This window comes from Roseobacter sp. HKCCA0434 (assembly GCF_032464675.1).
In the GTDB taxonomy this organism is placed as follows: Bacteria; Pseudomonadota; Alphaproteobacteria; order Rhodobacterales; family Rhodobacteraceae; genus Pontivivens.
This window is the reverse complement of sequence record NZ_JAWDKL010000001.1, coordinates 82286-97696: the sequence shown is the minus strand read 5'-3', so window position 1 is coordinate 97696 and position 15411 is coordinate 82286. Positions and strand designations below refer to the sequence as shown.

Annotated in this window: 17 protein-coding genes; 10 read left to right on the top strand and 7 right to left on the bottom strand. The window is 65.5% G+C overall.

Annotated elements, in window-relative coordinates; translation table 11 throughout:
* Positions 1-55: 55 nt before the first annotated feature.
* On the bottom strand, positions 56-565 hold the full coding sequence (locus RX333_RS00505; RefSeq protein ID WP_316012941.1) for a PaaI family thioesterase: 510 nt from the start codon (positions 563-565) through the stop codon (positions 56-58).
* On the bottom strand, positions 562-1041 hold the full coding sequence (locus tag RX333_RS00500) for a PaaI family thioesterase (RefSeq protein ID WP_316012940.1): 480 nt from the start codon (positions 1039-1041) through the stop codon (positions 562-564). The genes RX333_RS00505 and RX333_RS00500 overlap by 4 nt, the downstream gene beginning before the upstream one ends.
* A 142-nt stretch (positions 1042-1183) precedes the next feature.
* Here RX333_RS00500 and RX333_RS00495 point away from each other — a divergent pair, with 142 nt between their 5' ends.
* Positions 1184-1558: a MerR family DNA-binding transcriptional regulator gene (locus tag RX333_RS00495; RefSeq protein WP_316012939.1), complete on the top strand. Its 375-nt coding sequence runs from the start codon at positions 1184-1186 to the stop codon at positions 1556-1558.
* Here RX333_RS00495 and RX333_RS00490 read toward each other — a convergent pair.
* Both RX333_RS00490 and RX333_RS00485 read right to left on the bottom strand, forming a co-directional pair.
* Entirely contained in the window at positions 1555-2364 is an 810-nt protein-coding gene (locus RX333_RS00490) for a glutamate racemase (protein WP_316012938.1), read from the bottom strand. The genes RX333_RS00495 and RX333_RS00490 overlap by 4 nt on opposite strands.
* On the bottom strand, positions 2361-3356 hold the full coding sequence (locus RX333_RS00485) for a hypothetical protein (RefSeq protein WP_316012937.1): 996 nt from the start codon (positions 3354-3356) through the stop codon (positions 2361-2363). The genes RX333_RS00490 and RX333_RS00485 overlap by 4 nt, the downstream gene beginning before the upstream one ends.
* Before the next feature lie 277 nt (positions 3357-3633).
* Between RX333_RS00485 and RX333_RS00480 the strand changes: the two genes are divergently transcribed.
* The 9 genes from RX333_RS00480 (at position 3634) to RX333_RS00440 (ending at position 12695) form a co-directional block, all read left to right on the top strand.
* Positions 3634-4029 (top strand): MerR family DNA-binding transcriptional regulator, encoded by a 396-nt coding sequence (locus RX333_RS00480; protein ID WP_316012936.1) that lies wholly within the window; start codon positions 3634-3636, stop codon positions 4027-4029.
* A gap of 61 nt (positions 4030-4090) precedes the next feature.
* Positions 4091-5863 carry an acyl-CoA dehydrogenase C-terminal domain-containing protein gene (locus RX333_RS00475; RefSeq protein WP_316012935.1) on the top strand — a complete coding sequence of 591 codons (1773 nt, stop codon included), beginning with the start codon at positions 4091-4093 and terminating at the stop codon, positions 5861-5863.
* Positions 5864-6017: 154 nt separating this feature from the next.
* Positions 6018-7142 carry an acyl-CoA dehydrogenase family protein gene (locus tag RX333_RS00470; RefSeq protein WP_316013232.1) on the top strand — a complete coding sequence of 375 codons (1125 nt, stop codon included), beginning with the start codon at positions 6018-6020 and terminating at the stop codon, positions 7140-7142.
* Positions 7143-7238: 96 nt separating this feature from the next.
* Entirely contained in the window at positions 7239-7865 is a 627-nt protein-coding gene (locus RX333_RS00465) for a glutathione S-transferase (protein ID WP_316012934.1), read from the top strand.
* Between the two features lie 46 nt (positions 7866-7911).
* Positions 7912-8253: a hypothetical protein gene (locus RX333_RS00460; protein WP_316012933.1), complete on the top strand. Its 342-nt coding sequence runs from the start codon at positions 7912-7914 to the stop codon at positions 8251-8253.
* 14 nt (positions 8254-8267) lie between these two features.
* On the top strand, positions 8268-9479 hold the full coding sequence (locus RX333_RS00455; protein WP_316012932.1) for an acetyl-CoA C-acetyltransferase: 1212 nt from the start codon (positions 8268-8270) through the stop codon (positions 9477-9479).
* The gene (locus RX333_RS00450) at positions 9479-9919 is read left to right on the top strand and encodes a DUF4440 domain-containing protein (protein ID WP_316012931.1); all 441 of its coding nucleotides are present in this window, start codon (positions 9479-9481) and stop codon (positions 9917-9919) included. Before RX333_RS00455 ends, RX333_RS00450 begins: the two co-directional genes overlap by 1 nt.
* Complete coding sequence (locus tag RX333_RS00445; RefSeq protein ID WP_316012930.1) at positions 9916-10491, top strand: NADAR family protein; 576 nt, start codon at positions 9916-9918, stop codon at positions 10489-10491. Before RX333_RS00450 ends, RX333_RS00445 begins: the two co-directional genes overlap by 4 nt.
* Positions 10488-12695, top strand: a complete 2208-nt coding sequence (locus RX333_RS00440) for a 3-hydroxyacyl-CoA dehydrogenase NAD-binding domain-containing protein (protein WP_316012929.1) — start codon at positions 10488-10490, stop codon at positions 12693-12695. The genes RX333_RS00445 and RX333_RS00440 overlap by 4 nt, the downstream gene beginning before the upstream one ends.
* A gap of 63 nt (positions 12696-12758) precedes the next feature.
* Here RX333_RS00440 and RX333_RS00435 read toward each other — a convergent pair whose 3' ends face one another.
* From RX333_RS00435 to RX333_RS00425, 3 genes are all read right to left on the bottom strand, one after another.
* A complete protein-coding gene (locus RX333_RS00435) occupies positions 12759-13244 on the bottom strand; it encodes a VOC family protein (protein ID WP_316012928.1) in 486 nt (161 codons plus the stop codon).
* Positions 13245-13319: 75 nt separating this feature from the next.
* Positions 13320-14525, bottom strand: a complete 1206-nt coding sequence (locus RX333_RS00430; protein WP_316012927.1) for a serine hydrolase — start codon at positions 14523-14525, stop codon at positions 13320-13322.
* Positions 14526-14567: 42 nt separating this feature from the next.
* Entirely contained in the window at positions 14568-15344 is a 777-nt protein-coding gene (locus tag RX333_RS00425; RefSeq protein ID WP_316012926.1) for an alpha/beta fold hydrolase, read from the bottom strand.
* Between the last annotated feature and the right edge of the window lie 67 nt (positions 15345-15411).

Sequence of the window (15411 nt, the reverse complement as noted above, 5' to 3'; positions counted from 1 at the left end):
CTGCGATGCGCGACCCTGACCGGTATCCGCGACGCGATGTTACGGTGCGGACCGATCAGTCCGGGTCGCGCGGCATCACGAAATGAACCATCGCCTCGGCGAAGGGCTTGGCGCGGTCGTCCTGCCAGGCCTCGACCCGGACGGAGGCGTAGCGCCGCCCGACCCGCGTGATCGTCGCACGCGCATAGGCGTCGCGCGGCAGACCCGAGCGCAGGTAGTCGACGGTAATGTCCACGACCTTGGGCCAGTCGCCGAATTCGCCGGCCTCGATGGCGTCGGCCTCCGCGCCGCCCGCCTCCATGCGAGCCCAGACGCGCGACCACATCAGCTCGACGATGGCCGCCGACTCCAGAAACGCGCCGATCGCGCCGCCGTGCAGGGCAGGCAGGACCGGATTGCCGATCAGGTGCTGCGAAAAGGGCAGGATCGCCGTCAGCTCGTTGCCGCGTCGGTCGAAGCGCAGGCCGATGAAGCGCATGTAGGGCACCGCGTCGGTCATCCGTGACAGGGCCGCGTCGCGCCGGGCCTTCACTTCCTGCACGGGTTCGTTGCGCGGGCGGCTCATGCCTTCGCTCCCTTGCGACGGTGAGCCTCCATCGTGAAGGCGCCGTTGGCCTGCGCGACCGGATCGTCGGGATCGCCATCGTCCGCGATCGCCCGCACGAAGGCGACGGACCGCGTGACGCGGTAGCATTCGGCGCGTGCCGTGATGGTGCGGCCGGGCTTGGCCGCGCGCATGTAGTCGATGCGAAGGTCGATCGTCGCGGTGCCGCCCGGCGCGTTGGGATGGGTCATCACCGCCGTCCCGCAGGTCCCGTCGAGCAGCGCCGTGATGACGCCGCCATGCACCACGCCCGTGCGCGGATCGCCGATCAGCTTCTCGGCATAGGGCACATGCGCGACCGCCGTGCCCGGCCCGATCTCGTCCAGCTCCATGCCCAGTGCCTGCGAATGCGGGATCGCCTGCATCATCTGCTTGGCGATCGTCTCCATCTTCTCGGCATCCATGCCATCGCCCTTTCTGTCGTCCTGCCCTGTCATATGGGGCGACACGCGGCTGGGCAATGGGAGGGACGCGCCTGACCTCGCGCAAGCCTCTGCGGCGTTCCAGCCTTGATTTTATCTCGCCAGGACCGAAAATGACCCAAGAGCGGCGAAAAGACCGGAACGTGGGGAGATCGGGATGTCAGAGGCCAAGCAGACATTGCAGGAGATGTGCGAGGCGTTCGACGTGACCCCCCGCACGCTGCGCTATTACGAATACATCGAATTGCTGTCGCCAGAGCGCGACGGGCGCAAACGCCTCTACGGTGCACGCGAGCGGGCGCGCCTGACGCTGATCCTGCGCGGGCGCCGCTTCGGCTTCAGCCTGGAAGAGATCCGGCAATGGCTGGAGCTCTACGAGCTGGAGGACGACCAGACGACCCAGAACCGTGAGTGGATCGAGCTGTCGACCCGCCAGATCGACGAGCTGGAACAGCGCAAGGCGGAACTGGACGACGCGATCGACGAGTTGAAGCGGCTGCGCGACGTGGCCGAAGCCTCCCTCAAGTCCTAGAGTTTCGAAAAGGCGAGATCACGCCCGGTCAGTGTGTATGCGGCCGCTCTCACCTTTCCCGGATCACCCGTCGTGAGATACTCGGTTCCGCCCGCCGCGCGATGCGCCGGATGGCGCCCGAGGTAGTCAAAGAGGCTGTCGGCGACGCAGTCGGGCTGCGAGATGATCTCGACCTCAGGCCCCAGCGACGTGGTGAAGGCATCGGCGACCAGGGGATAATGCGTGCAGCCGAGGAAGGCGCGCGACGGCGCGAATTCCGAGACCGTGTCGGCGAAGCCGCCTGCCAGCGCTCTGGCCTCCTCCATCCGTCCGGCTTCCAGCAGATCGACGAGGCCGGGACACGCGACCTGCACGATCTCCATTCCGCGCGCCCGAAACCGCATCTCGCGCGCGAAGGCACCGCTATCGACGGTGGCCTGCGTCGCGAACAGCGCGATCCGGGTGCCGGTGAGGTCATCCGGCGGCGAGTCGTCGGCCCAGTCCCGCCCGCTCAAGGCCTCGATGACCGGCACGAAGACGCCGAGCGCGCGGCGGTCCGGCCAGGCCTCGGCCAGCCAGCCTTGCTGAAGATCGCGCAAGGCGACCGCGGCTGCGGTATTGCAGGCGATGACGACGAGGGTGCAACCCCGCCGGAACAGCCTGTCGAGCGCCGCGCGCGTCAGTTCGACGATCTCCCCCCGCGTACGGGGGCCGTAGGGGGCATTGGCGTGGTCGCCGAGATAGACGAATTGTTGCGCGGGCAGTCGGGCCTGCAGGGCCGCGAGCGTGGTCAGGCCGCCATGCCCGCTGTCGAAAACGCCGATCATTCCGCCTCTCCCCGCCGCGCGATGCGGCCGTGGCGCCGCTCGGCCTTGTAGGCGGGCACGTGGAATCGGGTAAAGCTCTCCTCGACCAGACCGCGGAATTTCTCGATGTCCTCATAGGGCGGATGGCCGCGTAGCATCTGGGTCAGCGGGACATGGCCGATGGCCCGGATCAGTCGCAACGGCCGACTGCCCGAATGGTGGTGGATGATCCGAGCGGTCACGGGAATCTCCTCGTCGACCTGCGTGATCGGATAGTTCCAGCCCGCATCCAGCGGCGCGATCCGGTCGGGGTCGAGCTGTGCGGCCAGCGCACCCAGTGCGATCTGGTCCAGCCAGGGGCGGCGCTCCTCCAACCCATCGAGGGCATCGATCTGGCGCGCCGTATCGCGCCAGGCCTCGCCGAAGCGGCGCCGCCCGATGATCGGCCCCTCGCGAAACAGGATGACGCCCGCGTTGAAATGCGGGTGCGCACCCTGCAAGAGCGCCGCCGCATCCCAGTCCCACCCGGCCTGCCGATAGAGGTCGCGCCAGCGAGCGCTCTGATGCGGTGCCCACGGCGTGTGATGCGACGGCATCGCGGCCAGATCGACCTTTTCGAGCACCGACAGCGGATCGCATCGGCGCAGGATGACCGTATCGGTATCCAGGAACATCGTCGCGTCCACGCGTCGCGGCATCGCGCAGGCGAGGATCTTGTGCCCGTGCCGATAGTCGGGATCCAGAGCATCCGCCATCGGCGGCAGGACTTGGACCGTGACACCGTTCCTGCGATGGAAATCGAGCACATCGGGAGAGACCGCATCCGCCGCATCAGCAGGCAGATAGGCATGGAGGGCGGGCCGCTCCTCGGGTGCGAACCGTTCGAGGATGGAGATCAGCAGCAGGACCGCCTGCCATTCGAACTTGCCCGCGTCGATCACCCAGATCAGCGCCAGATCGCGCGGGCGTCGTCCGGATCTGTTCAGGCGCGCCGCACGCAGCCAGTTGCGCATCGCATTCTCCCTGCCGCCCCGATCTAGCCTGTCGGCTGGAAGCTTCTCAAGCCCCGACGGCACCCCGTTCGGACCTATCGTGCGGAGGTGACTTTTCCATCATCCGCATCAGATTGCAGCGGGTGGCGTCGCTCTCCGCGAGGTCACGCGATCGCCATCGATGGCCCTCCCCAAAATTGACGTTGCGTGACAGTTTACGTTCGCGTCAAGTTAACGGTTGAAACCGGGAGGCGACGACGACAGTTTCCCACTCAACGGGATCAGGGAGGGTTTCGTCATGTCCGATACGCTCAGCACCATCGGCCAGATGTGCGAGGAGTTCGCGGTGACCCCGCGCACGCTTCGCTTCTATGAGAGCAAGGAACTGCTGTTCCCGCGCCGCGAAGGCTCGCGTCGGCTATTCACCCGCTCCGATCGCGCGCGGCTGAAACTGATCCTGCAAGGCAAGCGCTTCGGCTTCAGCCTCGAGGAGATCCGACAGCTTCTCGACCTCTACGATATCGGCGACCAGCAACGGACGCAGCTCGCCCGGACCTACAGCGTCGCGCAGGAGCGGCTGGAGGCGATGCGCGCGCAGCGCGACGAGCTCGACGCCGCGATCGCCGATCTCGAAGCCAAGATGGCAGACGCGCGCGACATCCTGAAATCGCGGGGCGTGTCGATCGCGGCCTGACCCCTGCCCTTCATATCAATGCGCGGCGACAAGCCGCCGAGACGACCACACGGAGAGAGAAATGCCCTTCTACGAGCCGACGACCAAGGATATCGATTTCGTCCTGCATGACGTGCTGAACGTGTCTGCGCAGGACATTCCCGGCTTCGACGAGTTGGACCGCGACTTCACCGGCGCGGTGCTGGAGGAAGCGGGCAAGATCGCGCGTGACGTGCTGCAGCCGCTGAACGTCGTCGGTGACGAACAGGGCTGCAAGCTGGAGAACGGCGTGGTGCGCGTGCCGGAAGGGTTCCAGGGTGCGATCGACACGCTGCGCGACGGCGGCTGGACCGGTTTCGACTGCGATCCCGAATATGGTGGCCAGGGCATGCCCTACACGCTGTCGGTCGCTGTTGGCGAGATGCACTCCGCCGCCAACATGGCGCTGATGATGTATCCCGGCCTGACCCACGGCGCCTATGCCGCGATCCACGCGCATGGCTCCGACGAGCAGAAACAGACCTATCTGCCCAACCTCGTCAGCTTCAAATGGGGCGGCACCATGAACCTGACGGAGCCGCAATGCGGCACCGATCTGGGCCTGATCCGCACCAAGGCCGAGCCGCAGGACGACGGCACCTACAAGATCACCGGCCAGAAGATCTGGATCTCCGCGGGCGAGCATGAGATGGCCGAGAACATCATTCACCTGGTGCTGGCCAAGATTCCCGGCGGGCCCGAGGGCGTGAAGGGCATCAGCCTCTTCATCGTGCCGAAGTTCATGGTCAAGGACGACGGCTCCCTGGGTGAACGAAATGCGGTGTCCTGCGGCGGCCTCGAGTCCAAGATGGGCATCCACGGCAACGCGACCTGCGTGATGAACTATGACGGCGCCACCGGCTTCCTGATCGGGGAGAAGCACAAGGGCCTGCGCGCCATGTTCACCATGATGAACGAAGCGCGCCTCGGCGTCGGGATGCAGGGGCTCGCGCAGGCATCCGTCGCCTACCAGAACGCGCTGGCCTTCGCGAAGGACCGTATCCAGGGCCGTGCCGTGACCGGCCCGAAGGAGCCCGAGAAGGCCGCCGACAGCATCATCCACTTCCCCGACGTGCGCAGGATGCTGATGGACCAGAAGAGCTTCGTCGAAGGGGGGCGCGCCTTCATGCTGTGGGCCGCGACCATGATCGACCGCTCGCGCCGCAATGGCGACGAGGATGCGGAAGGTCTGGTCTCTCTGCTGATCCCGGTCGTGAAGGGCTTCCTGACCGACAAGGGTCTCGACGCGACGATCTCCGCCCAGCAGGTCTATGGCGGCTCGGGCTTCACGACCGAGTGGGGTGCGGAGCAGTTCGTCCGCGATTGCCGCATCGCGCTGATCTACGAAGGCACCAACGGCATCCAGGCGCTCGACCTCGTGGGCCGCAAGCTCGCCTCCGACAACGGCAAGCACGTCATGGCATTCTTCGACCTGGTGAAGAACTTCATCAAGGAGAACGCCGAGGACGAGCGCATGAAGGAGTTCGTCGAGCCGTTGAAGGCCGCGTCGAAGGACCTTCAGGCCGCGGGCATGTACTTCATGCAGAACGCGGGCAAGCCGGATGACGCCCTGTCGGGGGCGCATGACTTCATGCATCTCTTTGGCCATGTCTGCTTCGGCCTGATGTGGGCGCGGTCGGCAAAGGCCGCATATGCCGCCCTCGACGCGGGCACCGGCGACACCGAGTTCTACGAGAGCAAGCTCGTCACCGGACGCTACTACATGACCCGCAAGCTGCCCGAGACCTCGCTGCTGCTGCAGCGTGTGCAGGCCGGCGGAGCGAACGTCATGGGCCTCGACGTCGCGAACTTCTGATCGCAGGCCACGATTCCGGCCTCCGCGGGTGCGCCCGCGGAGGCAGCCAGACCGGACACCGCGCGCCAAGACGCGGATCCGAACGATCAAGAGCCCCGCACGGGCCGCCAAGGGAGTGAGAACCGTGACGTTCCAGAACCTGAAATCCGACTGGATGACCGACGAGCACGTGATGCTCGAGGACATGACGCGCGAGTTCATCGCCGAGAAATGGGCGCCCCGCATGGAGAAATGGCGCCATGACGGCATCATGGAGCGGGAGACCTGGAACGAAGCGGGCGAGCTGGGCCTGCTCGGCGCCTCGATTCCGGAGGAATTCGGCGGATCGGGCGGCGATTTCAGCCATGACGCCGTGATCCTGATGGAAGGGTCGCGCGCGAACCTCGCCAGCTGGGGCTTCGGCATTCACACGCCGATCGTAGCACATTACATCCTGTCCTACGGCACAGACGAGCAGAAGGCGCGCTGGCTGCCCAAGATGGTGACGGGCGAACTGGTCGGCGCCCTCGCCATGACCGAACCCTCGACCGGCTCGGACGTGCAGCGCATCAAGACCCGCGCGATCAAGTCGGGCAATGCCTACCGCATGACCGGCTCCAAGATCTTCATCACCAATGGCCAGCACGCGAACCTGATCCTGGTAGCCGCCAAGACCGATCCGAGCCAGGGCGCGAAGGGCATCTCGCTGATGGTGCTGGAGACGGACGGGGCCGAGGGCTTCCGCCGGGGCCGCAATCTCGACAAGGTAGGCCTCAAGGCCGCGGACACCTCCGAGCTGTTCTTCGACGATGTCGAGATCGCGCCCGAGAACCTGCTGGGCGGGGTGGAGAACCAGGGCTTCTACCAGATGATGCAGCAGCTTCCGCAGGAGCGTCTGGTCATCGGCACCGGCGCCGTGGGCGCGATGGAAGGCGCCGTCCGACGCACCATCGACTATTGCAAGGAACGTGAGGCCTTCGGCGGCAACCTGCTGCAGTTCCAGAACACCCGCTTCAAGCTGGCCGAGTGCAAGACGAACACGATCGCCGCACGGGCCTTCAACGATCAGTGCATCAGTGCCCATATCAAGGGCGAGCTGAGTGTCGAGACCGCGGCGATGAACAAGTACTGGCTGGCCGACATGCAGAACAAGGTGATCGACGAGTGCCTGCAACTCTTCGGCGGCTATGGCTACATGATGGAATATCCCATCGCCGAGATGTGGGCCGACGCACGCGTGCAGAAGATTTATGGCGGCACGAACGAGATCATGAAGGAGATCATCGGGCGGGGCCTCTGAGGCCCGCCCGATGCCCCGGACCCGATCCGGGGCCGCACCGATCGAAGCGGTCCCAGCGCGCGGGACCGCGACAGGGAAGACGACAGGGAGATCGAGATGGCCGACTACAAGTTGCACTGCTTCGCCGAAAGCGGCCATTCCTACAAGGCCGCCCTGATGCTGGAGCTGTCCGGCGCCGATTGGGAGCCGGTCTTCGTCGATTTCATGAACGGCGCGGTCCGCGCGCCCGAATATCTCGAGCTCAACGAAATGGCCGAAGCCCCGGTGCTGGACCACAAGGGCGTGCGACTGACACAATCGGGCGTCATCCTAGACTATCTCGCGACCTCGCTGGGCAAGTTCGCGCCGGGATCGGCGGTCGAGCGGCGTGAGGTGCTGCGCTGGGTCCTGTGGGACAATCACAAGATGTCGAGCCAGGCGGGTGTGACCCGGTTCCTGATGAACTTCGTCCCCGAGGAGAAGCGGCCCGAGCAGGTGATCGGCTTCCTGCAGGGTCGTCTCAAGGCGGCACTGACCGTGTTGGAACGGCGGCTCGACGGGCGCGAGTGGGTAGCGACGGACAATCCAACCTATGCCGATTTTTCCTGCTGCTCCTACCTCTATTACCCCGAGCCCTTCGGCTTCGACCGGGGGGACTGGCCGAACATCGCGGCCTGGCTCGACCGGATCGCGGCGCTCGATGGCTGGCAGCATCCCTATGACCTGATGCCGGGGCGCAAATGAACTCGGGCCGGACACGTCGGGTCGCCTTGCCGTCGGAGGTCGCGCCATGACCCTCTGGTGGATCGCCGCACTTGCCCTGCCCGCGCTTGCGCTGGTCATCCAGCCCGCGCGCATGGCGCATCCGGACAACGGCGACATGGAGCCCGAGAACCCGCTGGCCCATGCGGCCGCGCAGGTCATCGCGGGCATCGCGCTGACCTCCGTCACATTGCTGCTTTTGATGTCACATGGCGTCGTCTTGCCCGCGCTGGCACTGGTCGCCTTCGCCGCGGCCTACAAGCTCGTGCGCCATACCGGCGCGCTCAAACCTTTCTACCGGTGGCAACTCGCCATCGCCGCGGGCGGCACCTTCGCCGCCGCCCGTCTGTGGTATTCCTGGATCAGCTAGAAGGAGCGGATCATATGACCGAAGCCTATATCTACGACCACGTGCGCACGCCGCGCGGCAAGGGACGCAAGGACGGCAGCCTGCACGAGGTGACCTCGGTGCGGCTGTCCGCCGAGGTGCTCAACGAACTCAAGCGCCGCAACGACCTCAAGACCGAGGAAGTCGAGGACGTGATCTGGGGCAACGTCACCCAGGTCGGCGAACAGGGCGGCTGCCTCGCACGGACCGCCGTGCTCTATTCCGACTTCAACGAGCGCGCGCCAGGCCTGTCGATCAACCGGTTCTGTGCCTCGGGCATGGAAGCGGTGAACCTCGCGGGCAACCAGGTGCGCGGCGGGGCGGGAGACGCCTATGTCGCCGGGGGCGTCGAGATGATGGGCCGCGTGCCGATGGGGTCCGACGGCGCGGCCATCGCCGCCGATCCGACCGTGGCGATGAAGACCTATTTCGTGCCGCAGGGCATCGGGGCGGACATCATCGCGACCGAGTACGGCTTTTCCCGCGACGATTGCGATGCCTATGCGATGGAGAGCCAGAAACGCGCCGCGCGTGCTTGGGAGGAAGGCCGCTTTGCCAACTCCGTCATGACCGTGCGCGACCAGAACGGCCTGCCGATCCTCGACCGTGACGAGTACATGCGCCCCGAGACCGACATGCAGTCGCTCGGCGCGCTCAAGCCCGCCTTCAAGGAGATGGGCGAGGTCATGCCCGGCTTCGACAATGTCGCGATGCTGAAATACCCGCATCTGGAGAAGATCAACCACGTCCACCACGCCGGGAACTCCTCGGGTATCGTTGACGGTGCTGCCGGCCTGCTCATCGGCTCCAAGGAGTTCGGCGAGAAGCACGGGCTGAAAGCGCGCGCCCGGATCAAGGCGACCGCCAAGATCGGCACGGATCCGACCATCATGCTGACCGGCCCGGTTCCGGTGACCGAGAAGCTGATGGCCGATACCGGCATGTCGATCTCCGACATCGACCTGTTCGAGGTCAACGAGGCCTTCGCCGCTGTCGTCCTGCGCTTCATGCAGGCCTTCGACGTCGATCACGACAAGGTCAACGTCAACGGTGGCGCGATCGCGATGGGTCACCCGCTGGGGGCCACCGGCGCGATGATCATCGGCACCGCGCTCGACGAGCTGGAGCGGACAGGCAAGGGCACCGCGCTCTGCACGCTCTGCGTCGCGTCGGGCATGGGTGCTGCCACCGTGATCGAGCGGGTCTGATGGTCAGTGCGGGCGTCAGAGAGGTTCTCGAAACCTTCCGCGCGGCCTTCGAGGCCGGCGAGCACGAAACCTGGGCGTCGCTCTACGACACCCAGGTCGTGCTGATGCGCCCGCACCAGACGCTGGTCCACGAAGGTCCGGAGATGCTCGCCATCGGCCGCAATATCCGCGACAGCTACGCCAAGCTGGGGCTGGAGCGGGTCGAACTCGACATTCGCGAGATCCGCGGCTTCGATCCGGGCATCGTGATGGCGGACGTGACCTGGCGCTACGTGAACGGCGAGAACGTCGAGCTGATCGCGCATGACTGCACCTACGGGATGCGGCGTCGCGCGGGCGGCTACCGGATTGGATTGCACATCACCCACAACGAGGCGGCACGGCGTCCGGTCTTCCTCGAAAGCGAGGATCCCGACCTGCTGATCGGGGGGGTGATATGAGCGCTTTTCAACTCGCTCCGCCTCCGGCCGATTTCGATGTGGAACCGAGTCAGTGGATCTTCTTCTGGAAGGGTCCGTTCAGCCAGTGGCACATGTCGAACTTCAAGCTCTGGGGCAAGAAGTTCGCATGTGCCGAGCAGGCCATGATGTACGCAAAGGCAAACCTGTTCGGCGACGGCAATATCGCGGGCGAGATTCTTCGCGCCGACGAACCGGGCCGGCAGAAGGCGTTGGGCCGAAAGGTCCGCGGCTTCGACGACGCCATCTGGGACGCCGAGCGGGTCCGGATCGTTGCCGAGGTAAACCTCGCCAAATTCGAGCAGAATCGTGGCTTGCGACGCAGGCTTCTCAACACGGGGCAGCAGCCCATGGCGGAGGCCAGCCCGCTCGATTTCATCTGGGGCATCGGGCTCGATGCCACCAATGCATCGCAGACACCATCGGATCAATGGCCGGGCAAGAACCTGCTCGGCCGCATCCTCATGGGCGTAAGGACCGTGATCCGTGACGCCCATCCCGACGAAATTACGGCCCAGGGGCCGACAGGAACCATGAAAGAGGAAAGCTCATGACCATTTTCCACTACGACGTCGATGCGGACGGCATCGCAACGCTGACCTGGGATCTGCCGGGCAAGTCCATGAATGTGATGACGCTCGAAGGGCTCGAGGAGCTCAATGACGGCATCGACAAGGCCATCGCGGACGATGCCGTGAAGGGCATCGTCATCACCTCGGCGAAAAAGGATTTCGCCGGGGGCATGGACCTCAACATCCTCTCGAAGATGAAGGAGGATGCCGGCGACGATCCCGCGAAGGGCCTGTTCGAAGGCACGATGCAGATGCACCACCTGCTGCGCAAGATCGAGCGCAACACGATGGACAAGAAGACCAACAAGGGCGGCAAGCCGGTCGCGTGGGCGTCCCCCGGCACCGCCGCGGGCATCGGGCTTGAGATCGGTCTCGCCTGTCACCGCCGCTTCGTCGCGGACAACCCCAAGGCCAAGATCGGCCTGCCCGAGATCATGGTCGGCATCTTCCCCGGTGCGGGCGGTACCGCGCGGCTCGTCCACATGCTGGGCGTGATGGCGGCCTCTCCGCTGCTGCTCGAAGGCAAGATGAACGCGCCCGCGAAAGCCAAATCCGCAGGCGTGATCGACGAGGTCGTACCGGGTGACGAGCTGCTGTCGCGCGCGAAGGAGTGGGTCAAGAACGCCACCGACGCCGACATCGTGAAGCCGTGGGATGCCAAGGGCTACAAGATGCCCGGCGGCTCCGCCTACCACCCCGCCGGCTTCCAGACCTTCGTCGGTGCCGCCGCGATGGTGCACGGCAAGACGCAAGGTGCCTTCCCGGCGGCCAAGGCGCTGCTGGCCGCGGCCTATGAGATGACCATGGTGCCCTTCGACACCGCGCTGAAGATCGAGGCGCGCTGGTTCACCAAGGTCCTGATGAACCCCTCCTCCGCCGCGATGATCCGTTCGCTCTTCATCAACAAGGAGGCGCTGGAGAAGGGTGCCGTGCGTCCCGAGGGCGTGCCCGACCAGACGGTCAAGAAGGTCGGTATCCTCGGCGCGGGCATGATGGGCGCAGGCATCGCCTATGTCTCCGCGATGGCCGGGATCGAGGTCGTGCTGATCGACCAGCAACAAGAGAGCGCCGACAAGGGCAAGAGCTACTCCGAAGGGCTGCTCGACAAGGGCATGAGCCGCAAGAAGGTCACGCAGGAGAAGAAGGACGAGGTGCTGGGCCGCATCACCGCGACCACCGATCTCGAAGCACTTGCAGGCTCCGACCTCATCGTCGAGGCGGTGTTCGAGGATGTCGGCGTTAAGGCCGAGATCACCAAGAAGGTCGAGGCCATCGTCGGCGATGACTGCATCTTCGCGACCAACACCTCGACCCTGCCGATCAGCGAGCTGGCGAAGGCGAGCGTGCGGCCAGAGCAGTTCATCGGCATCCACTTCTTCTCGCCCGTCGACAAGATGCTGCTGGTGGAGATCATCAAGGGTGAAGAGACCGGCGACCGTGCGGTGGCGAAGTCGCTCGACTACGTCCGTCAGATCCGCAAGACGCCGATCGTCGTCAACGATGCGCGCTTCTTCTACGCCAACCGCTGCATCATCCCCTACGTCAACGAAGGCGCGCGGATGGTGGCCGAGGGCGTCGAACCCGCACTGATCGAAGGGGCGGCCAAGCAGCTCGGCATGCCGCTCGGCCCGCTTCAGCTGACGGACGAGACCTCGATCGACCTAGGCTACAAGATCATGAAGGCGACCAAGGCCGCGATGGGCGACGCCTACCCGCAATCGGGTGCCGACGACGTGATCACGAAGCTCTACGAAGGTGAGCGTCTGGGCCGCAAGTCCAACGCGGGCTTCTACGAGTACGACGAGAAGGGCAAGCGCGGCATGATCTGGCAGGGCCTGCGCGACACCTGGCCGACCGCCGAGGACCAGCCGGACCTCATCACCGTCCAGCACCGCCTCGCCATGAGCCAGGTGCTCGAAGCGGTCCGCGCGCTGGAGGAAGGCGTGCTGATGGACATCCGCGAGGGCGATGTCGGCGCGATCCTCGGCTGGGGCTTCATGCCGTGGTCGGGCGGCCCCTTCTCTTGGCTCGACATCCTCGGGGCCGAGAAGGCCGTCGAGATCTGCGACGACCTGACCGAGCGTTTCGGCGAGCGGTTCGAGACCCCCGCCCTGCTGCGCGAGATGGCTCAGAACGGCGAGAGCTTCTACGGTCGTTTCGGGCCGGAGGCGCAGGCGGCCGCCTGACCCCCGAAGGGCAAATTCAAATGAAGGAGAAGGGGCCGAAAGGCCCCTTTTTCGTGGCAGGACTCAGCTGTCGACTTCGGCCAGCAGAGCCTTCAGATCGAGCGGCCTCGTGACCATCGCCAACCCGCCCTCGGCATCGCGGGGCCAGTCCTCGACCGGCCGATCGCGATAGAGCTCAACGCCATTCCCATCGGGATCGTTTAGGTAGATCGCCTCGCTCACCCCGTGATCCGATGCGCCCGTCAGCGGGTGCCCCGCCGCGCGCAGACGGTGCAGAACCTGCGCGAGACCGCGACGGTCCGGCAGCAGGATGGCCACGTGGAACAACCCGGTATGCCCGTTCGGCGGCGGCGTGGCACCGCGGCTCATCCAGGTGTTCAGGGCGATATGGTGGTGGTAGCCCCCCGCCGAGAGGAAGGCCGCCTCGTCGCCGATCCGCATCTGGACCTCGAACCCGATCACGCCTTCCCAGAAGGCGAGCGAACGGTCGAGGTCGGCGACCTTCAGATGGACGTGGCCTATGGTGGTGGATGCAGGCAAGTTGGACATGGCGATCTCCTTCACCGCCAATCTGGCTGTCCAGCACCTTCTCAACAATCCATCAATGCGCGCAGAAACTGTCGCTCAATCGGAAACATGCTCGGCGATCGCGCGGAACATCGCGATCTGTCCGTCGCGCACCCCCGGCTCGCGGAAGCCGCGATTGGCCGAATTGAGCGCGACGACGACGTCCCGTTGCGGATCGATGTAGACATATTGGTCATAGACACCCACGGCATAGGTCTCGCCGGGCGCCGCATCCTCGGGCAGCCACCATTGCAGCCCGTAGCCATGCGTCTCGCGCCCACCCGGCACCGGTGCAGGGGCGGACGCGGATGTGGACCGGGCGATCCAGTCCTCAGACACGATCCGCCGCCCGTCGATCACCCCGCCCTGCTCGACCATCAGGCCGAACCGCGCATAGTCACGTGTCGTGAGGTTGAGCCCGCCCAGCACGAAGGCCGTGCCGTAGCCGTCCGTGACGTAGTAGGGATCGGCCTCCAGCCCCAGCGGCGCGATCAGCCGGTCCTGCATCAGATCGGCCACCGAGCGGCCCGTCGCGCCGCGGATCACCATGCCCAGCACATGGGTGTCGATCGAGACGTATTGCCAGTTCTCGCCAGCCTCCCGGTTCCGCTCGCTGAGCCCAGCGGCGAATTCGTCCATCGAGCCCCCGAGGGCAAGAACGCGGCCCATCCGGTTGATGTCGCTGTTGAAATCCATGTAGTCCTCGTCGAAAGTCACGCCCGAGGCCATGTTTGCGACCTGCCGGACCGTGACGCCTTCGTAGGCGGATCCGACCAGATCGGGGGCATAGTCCTCGACCGGATCGTCCAGCGACGCGATCTCGCCCGCCTCGATCGCGGTTCCCAAGAGGATCGACAGGAACGATTTGGCGACCGACCAGGAAATGCGCCGATCCTCTGGGTCGGTTCCCTGGAAGTAGGCTTCGTGGACCAACTCGCCGTCTTCCAGCACGACGAGACCCGTCGCGGCCTGATCGCGCAGCCACTCGGCGATTTCGTAGCTCTGGCCGTCATGCTCGAAACCGTCCGGCAGGTCGCGCGCGGCCGCCGGCAATTCCGTGACCCCGCCCTCGCCGCGCGACATGGGCGCCGTCTCGAACATCGTGTCCATCGCGGAGAAGTTGGAGACGATCAGTTCCTCGGAGAACAGGGAATTCACCCGCGACAGCCGCTCCACCCGCTCCCAATTCAACGCTACCGCCACCGCAGCGATCACGAATAGAGCCAGAAGGCCGATCCCGGCCCATTTCAACGCCTTGCGCATGTTAGTTCTCCCTCAATCGGGCGTCACACGCGCCCGTTGGGATCAATCAGACAGGAACCGTGCGACAGCGTCAACGAAGGGGCGCGGTTGTTCGGCATGCAGCCAGTGGCCCGCGCCGTCCAGCGTCTGGAACGTCGCGTTCGGAAAATAGGACCGCACGGCGTCGTGATGCCCGGCGGTGAGATAGGTCGAGGCGCCGCCCGCAAGGAACAGCGCCGGACCATCGAACCGCCCCTCCACATCCGGCCAGCCGACGGATGCAGGCATCCCCGCCTCGAGCCGGTCGAGGTCGAGCTTCCAGCGCGGTCCATCCCGCAGGTCGAGACTCTGCAGGAAGAAGGCGCGCAGGCCCGCATCCGGGAGCGTCTGCGCGAGCCGCGCGTCCGCCTCCGACCGCCGTTCGATCCCGCTGAGGTCGAGGGACCTCATCGCCTCGATATGAGCGGTGTGGGAATGGTCGTAGGCCACAGGCGCGATATCGGCGACGATCAGTCGGTTCACCAGATCCGGTCGTGTCAGCGCCAGCATCATCGCGGCCTTGCCGCCCATCGAGTGCCCCAGCACGTCCATCGCCGTTCCAGAGCGCTCGACCGTTGCGGCGAGATCCTCCGCCATATTGCGGTAGTCGTGGTCGCCGCGCGGACTGTCACCGTGATTTCGCATGTCGACGGCAACGACACTGCGCTCGGCCGAGAGACGTTTCGAGATCGCACCCCAGTTCCGGGCCGAACCGAACAGCCCGTGCGCGATCAGCAGCGGCGGCTGCACCCCGTCCTCCGGTCCGTCCTGCACGACTTGCGACAAGGTTATTGCTGGCATTTTCGATCTCCGGGTGGTCAAGTTGGTCGTGCAGCGGTCGGAGGACGGCGTCCTTCTTCCCGACCTT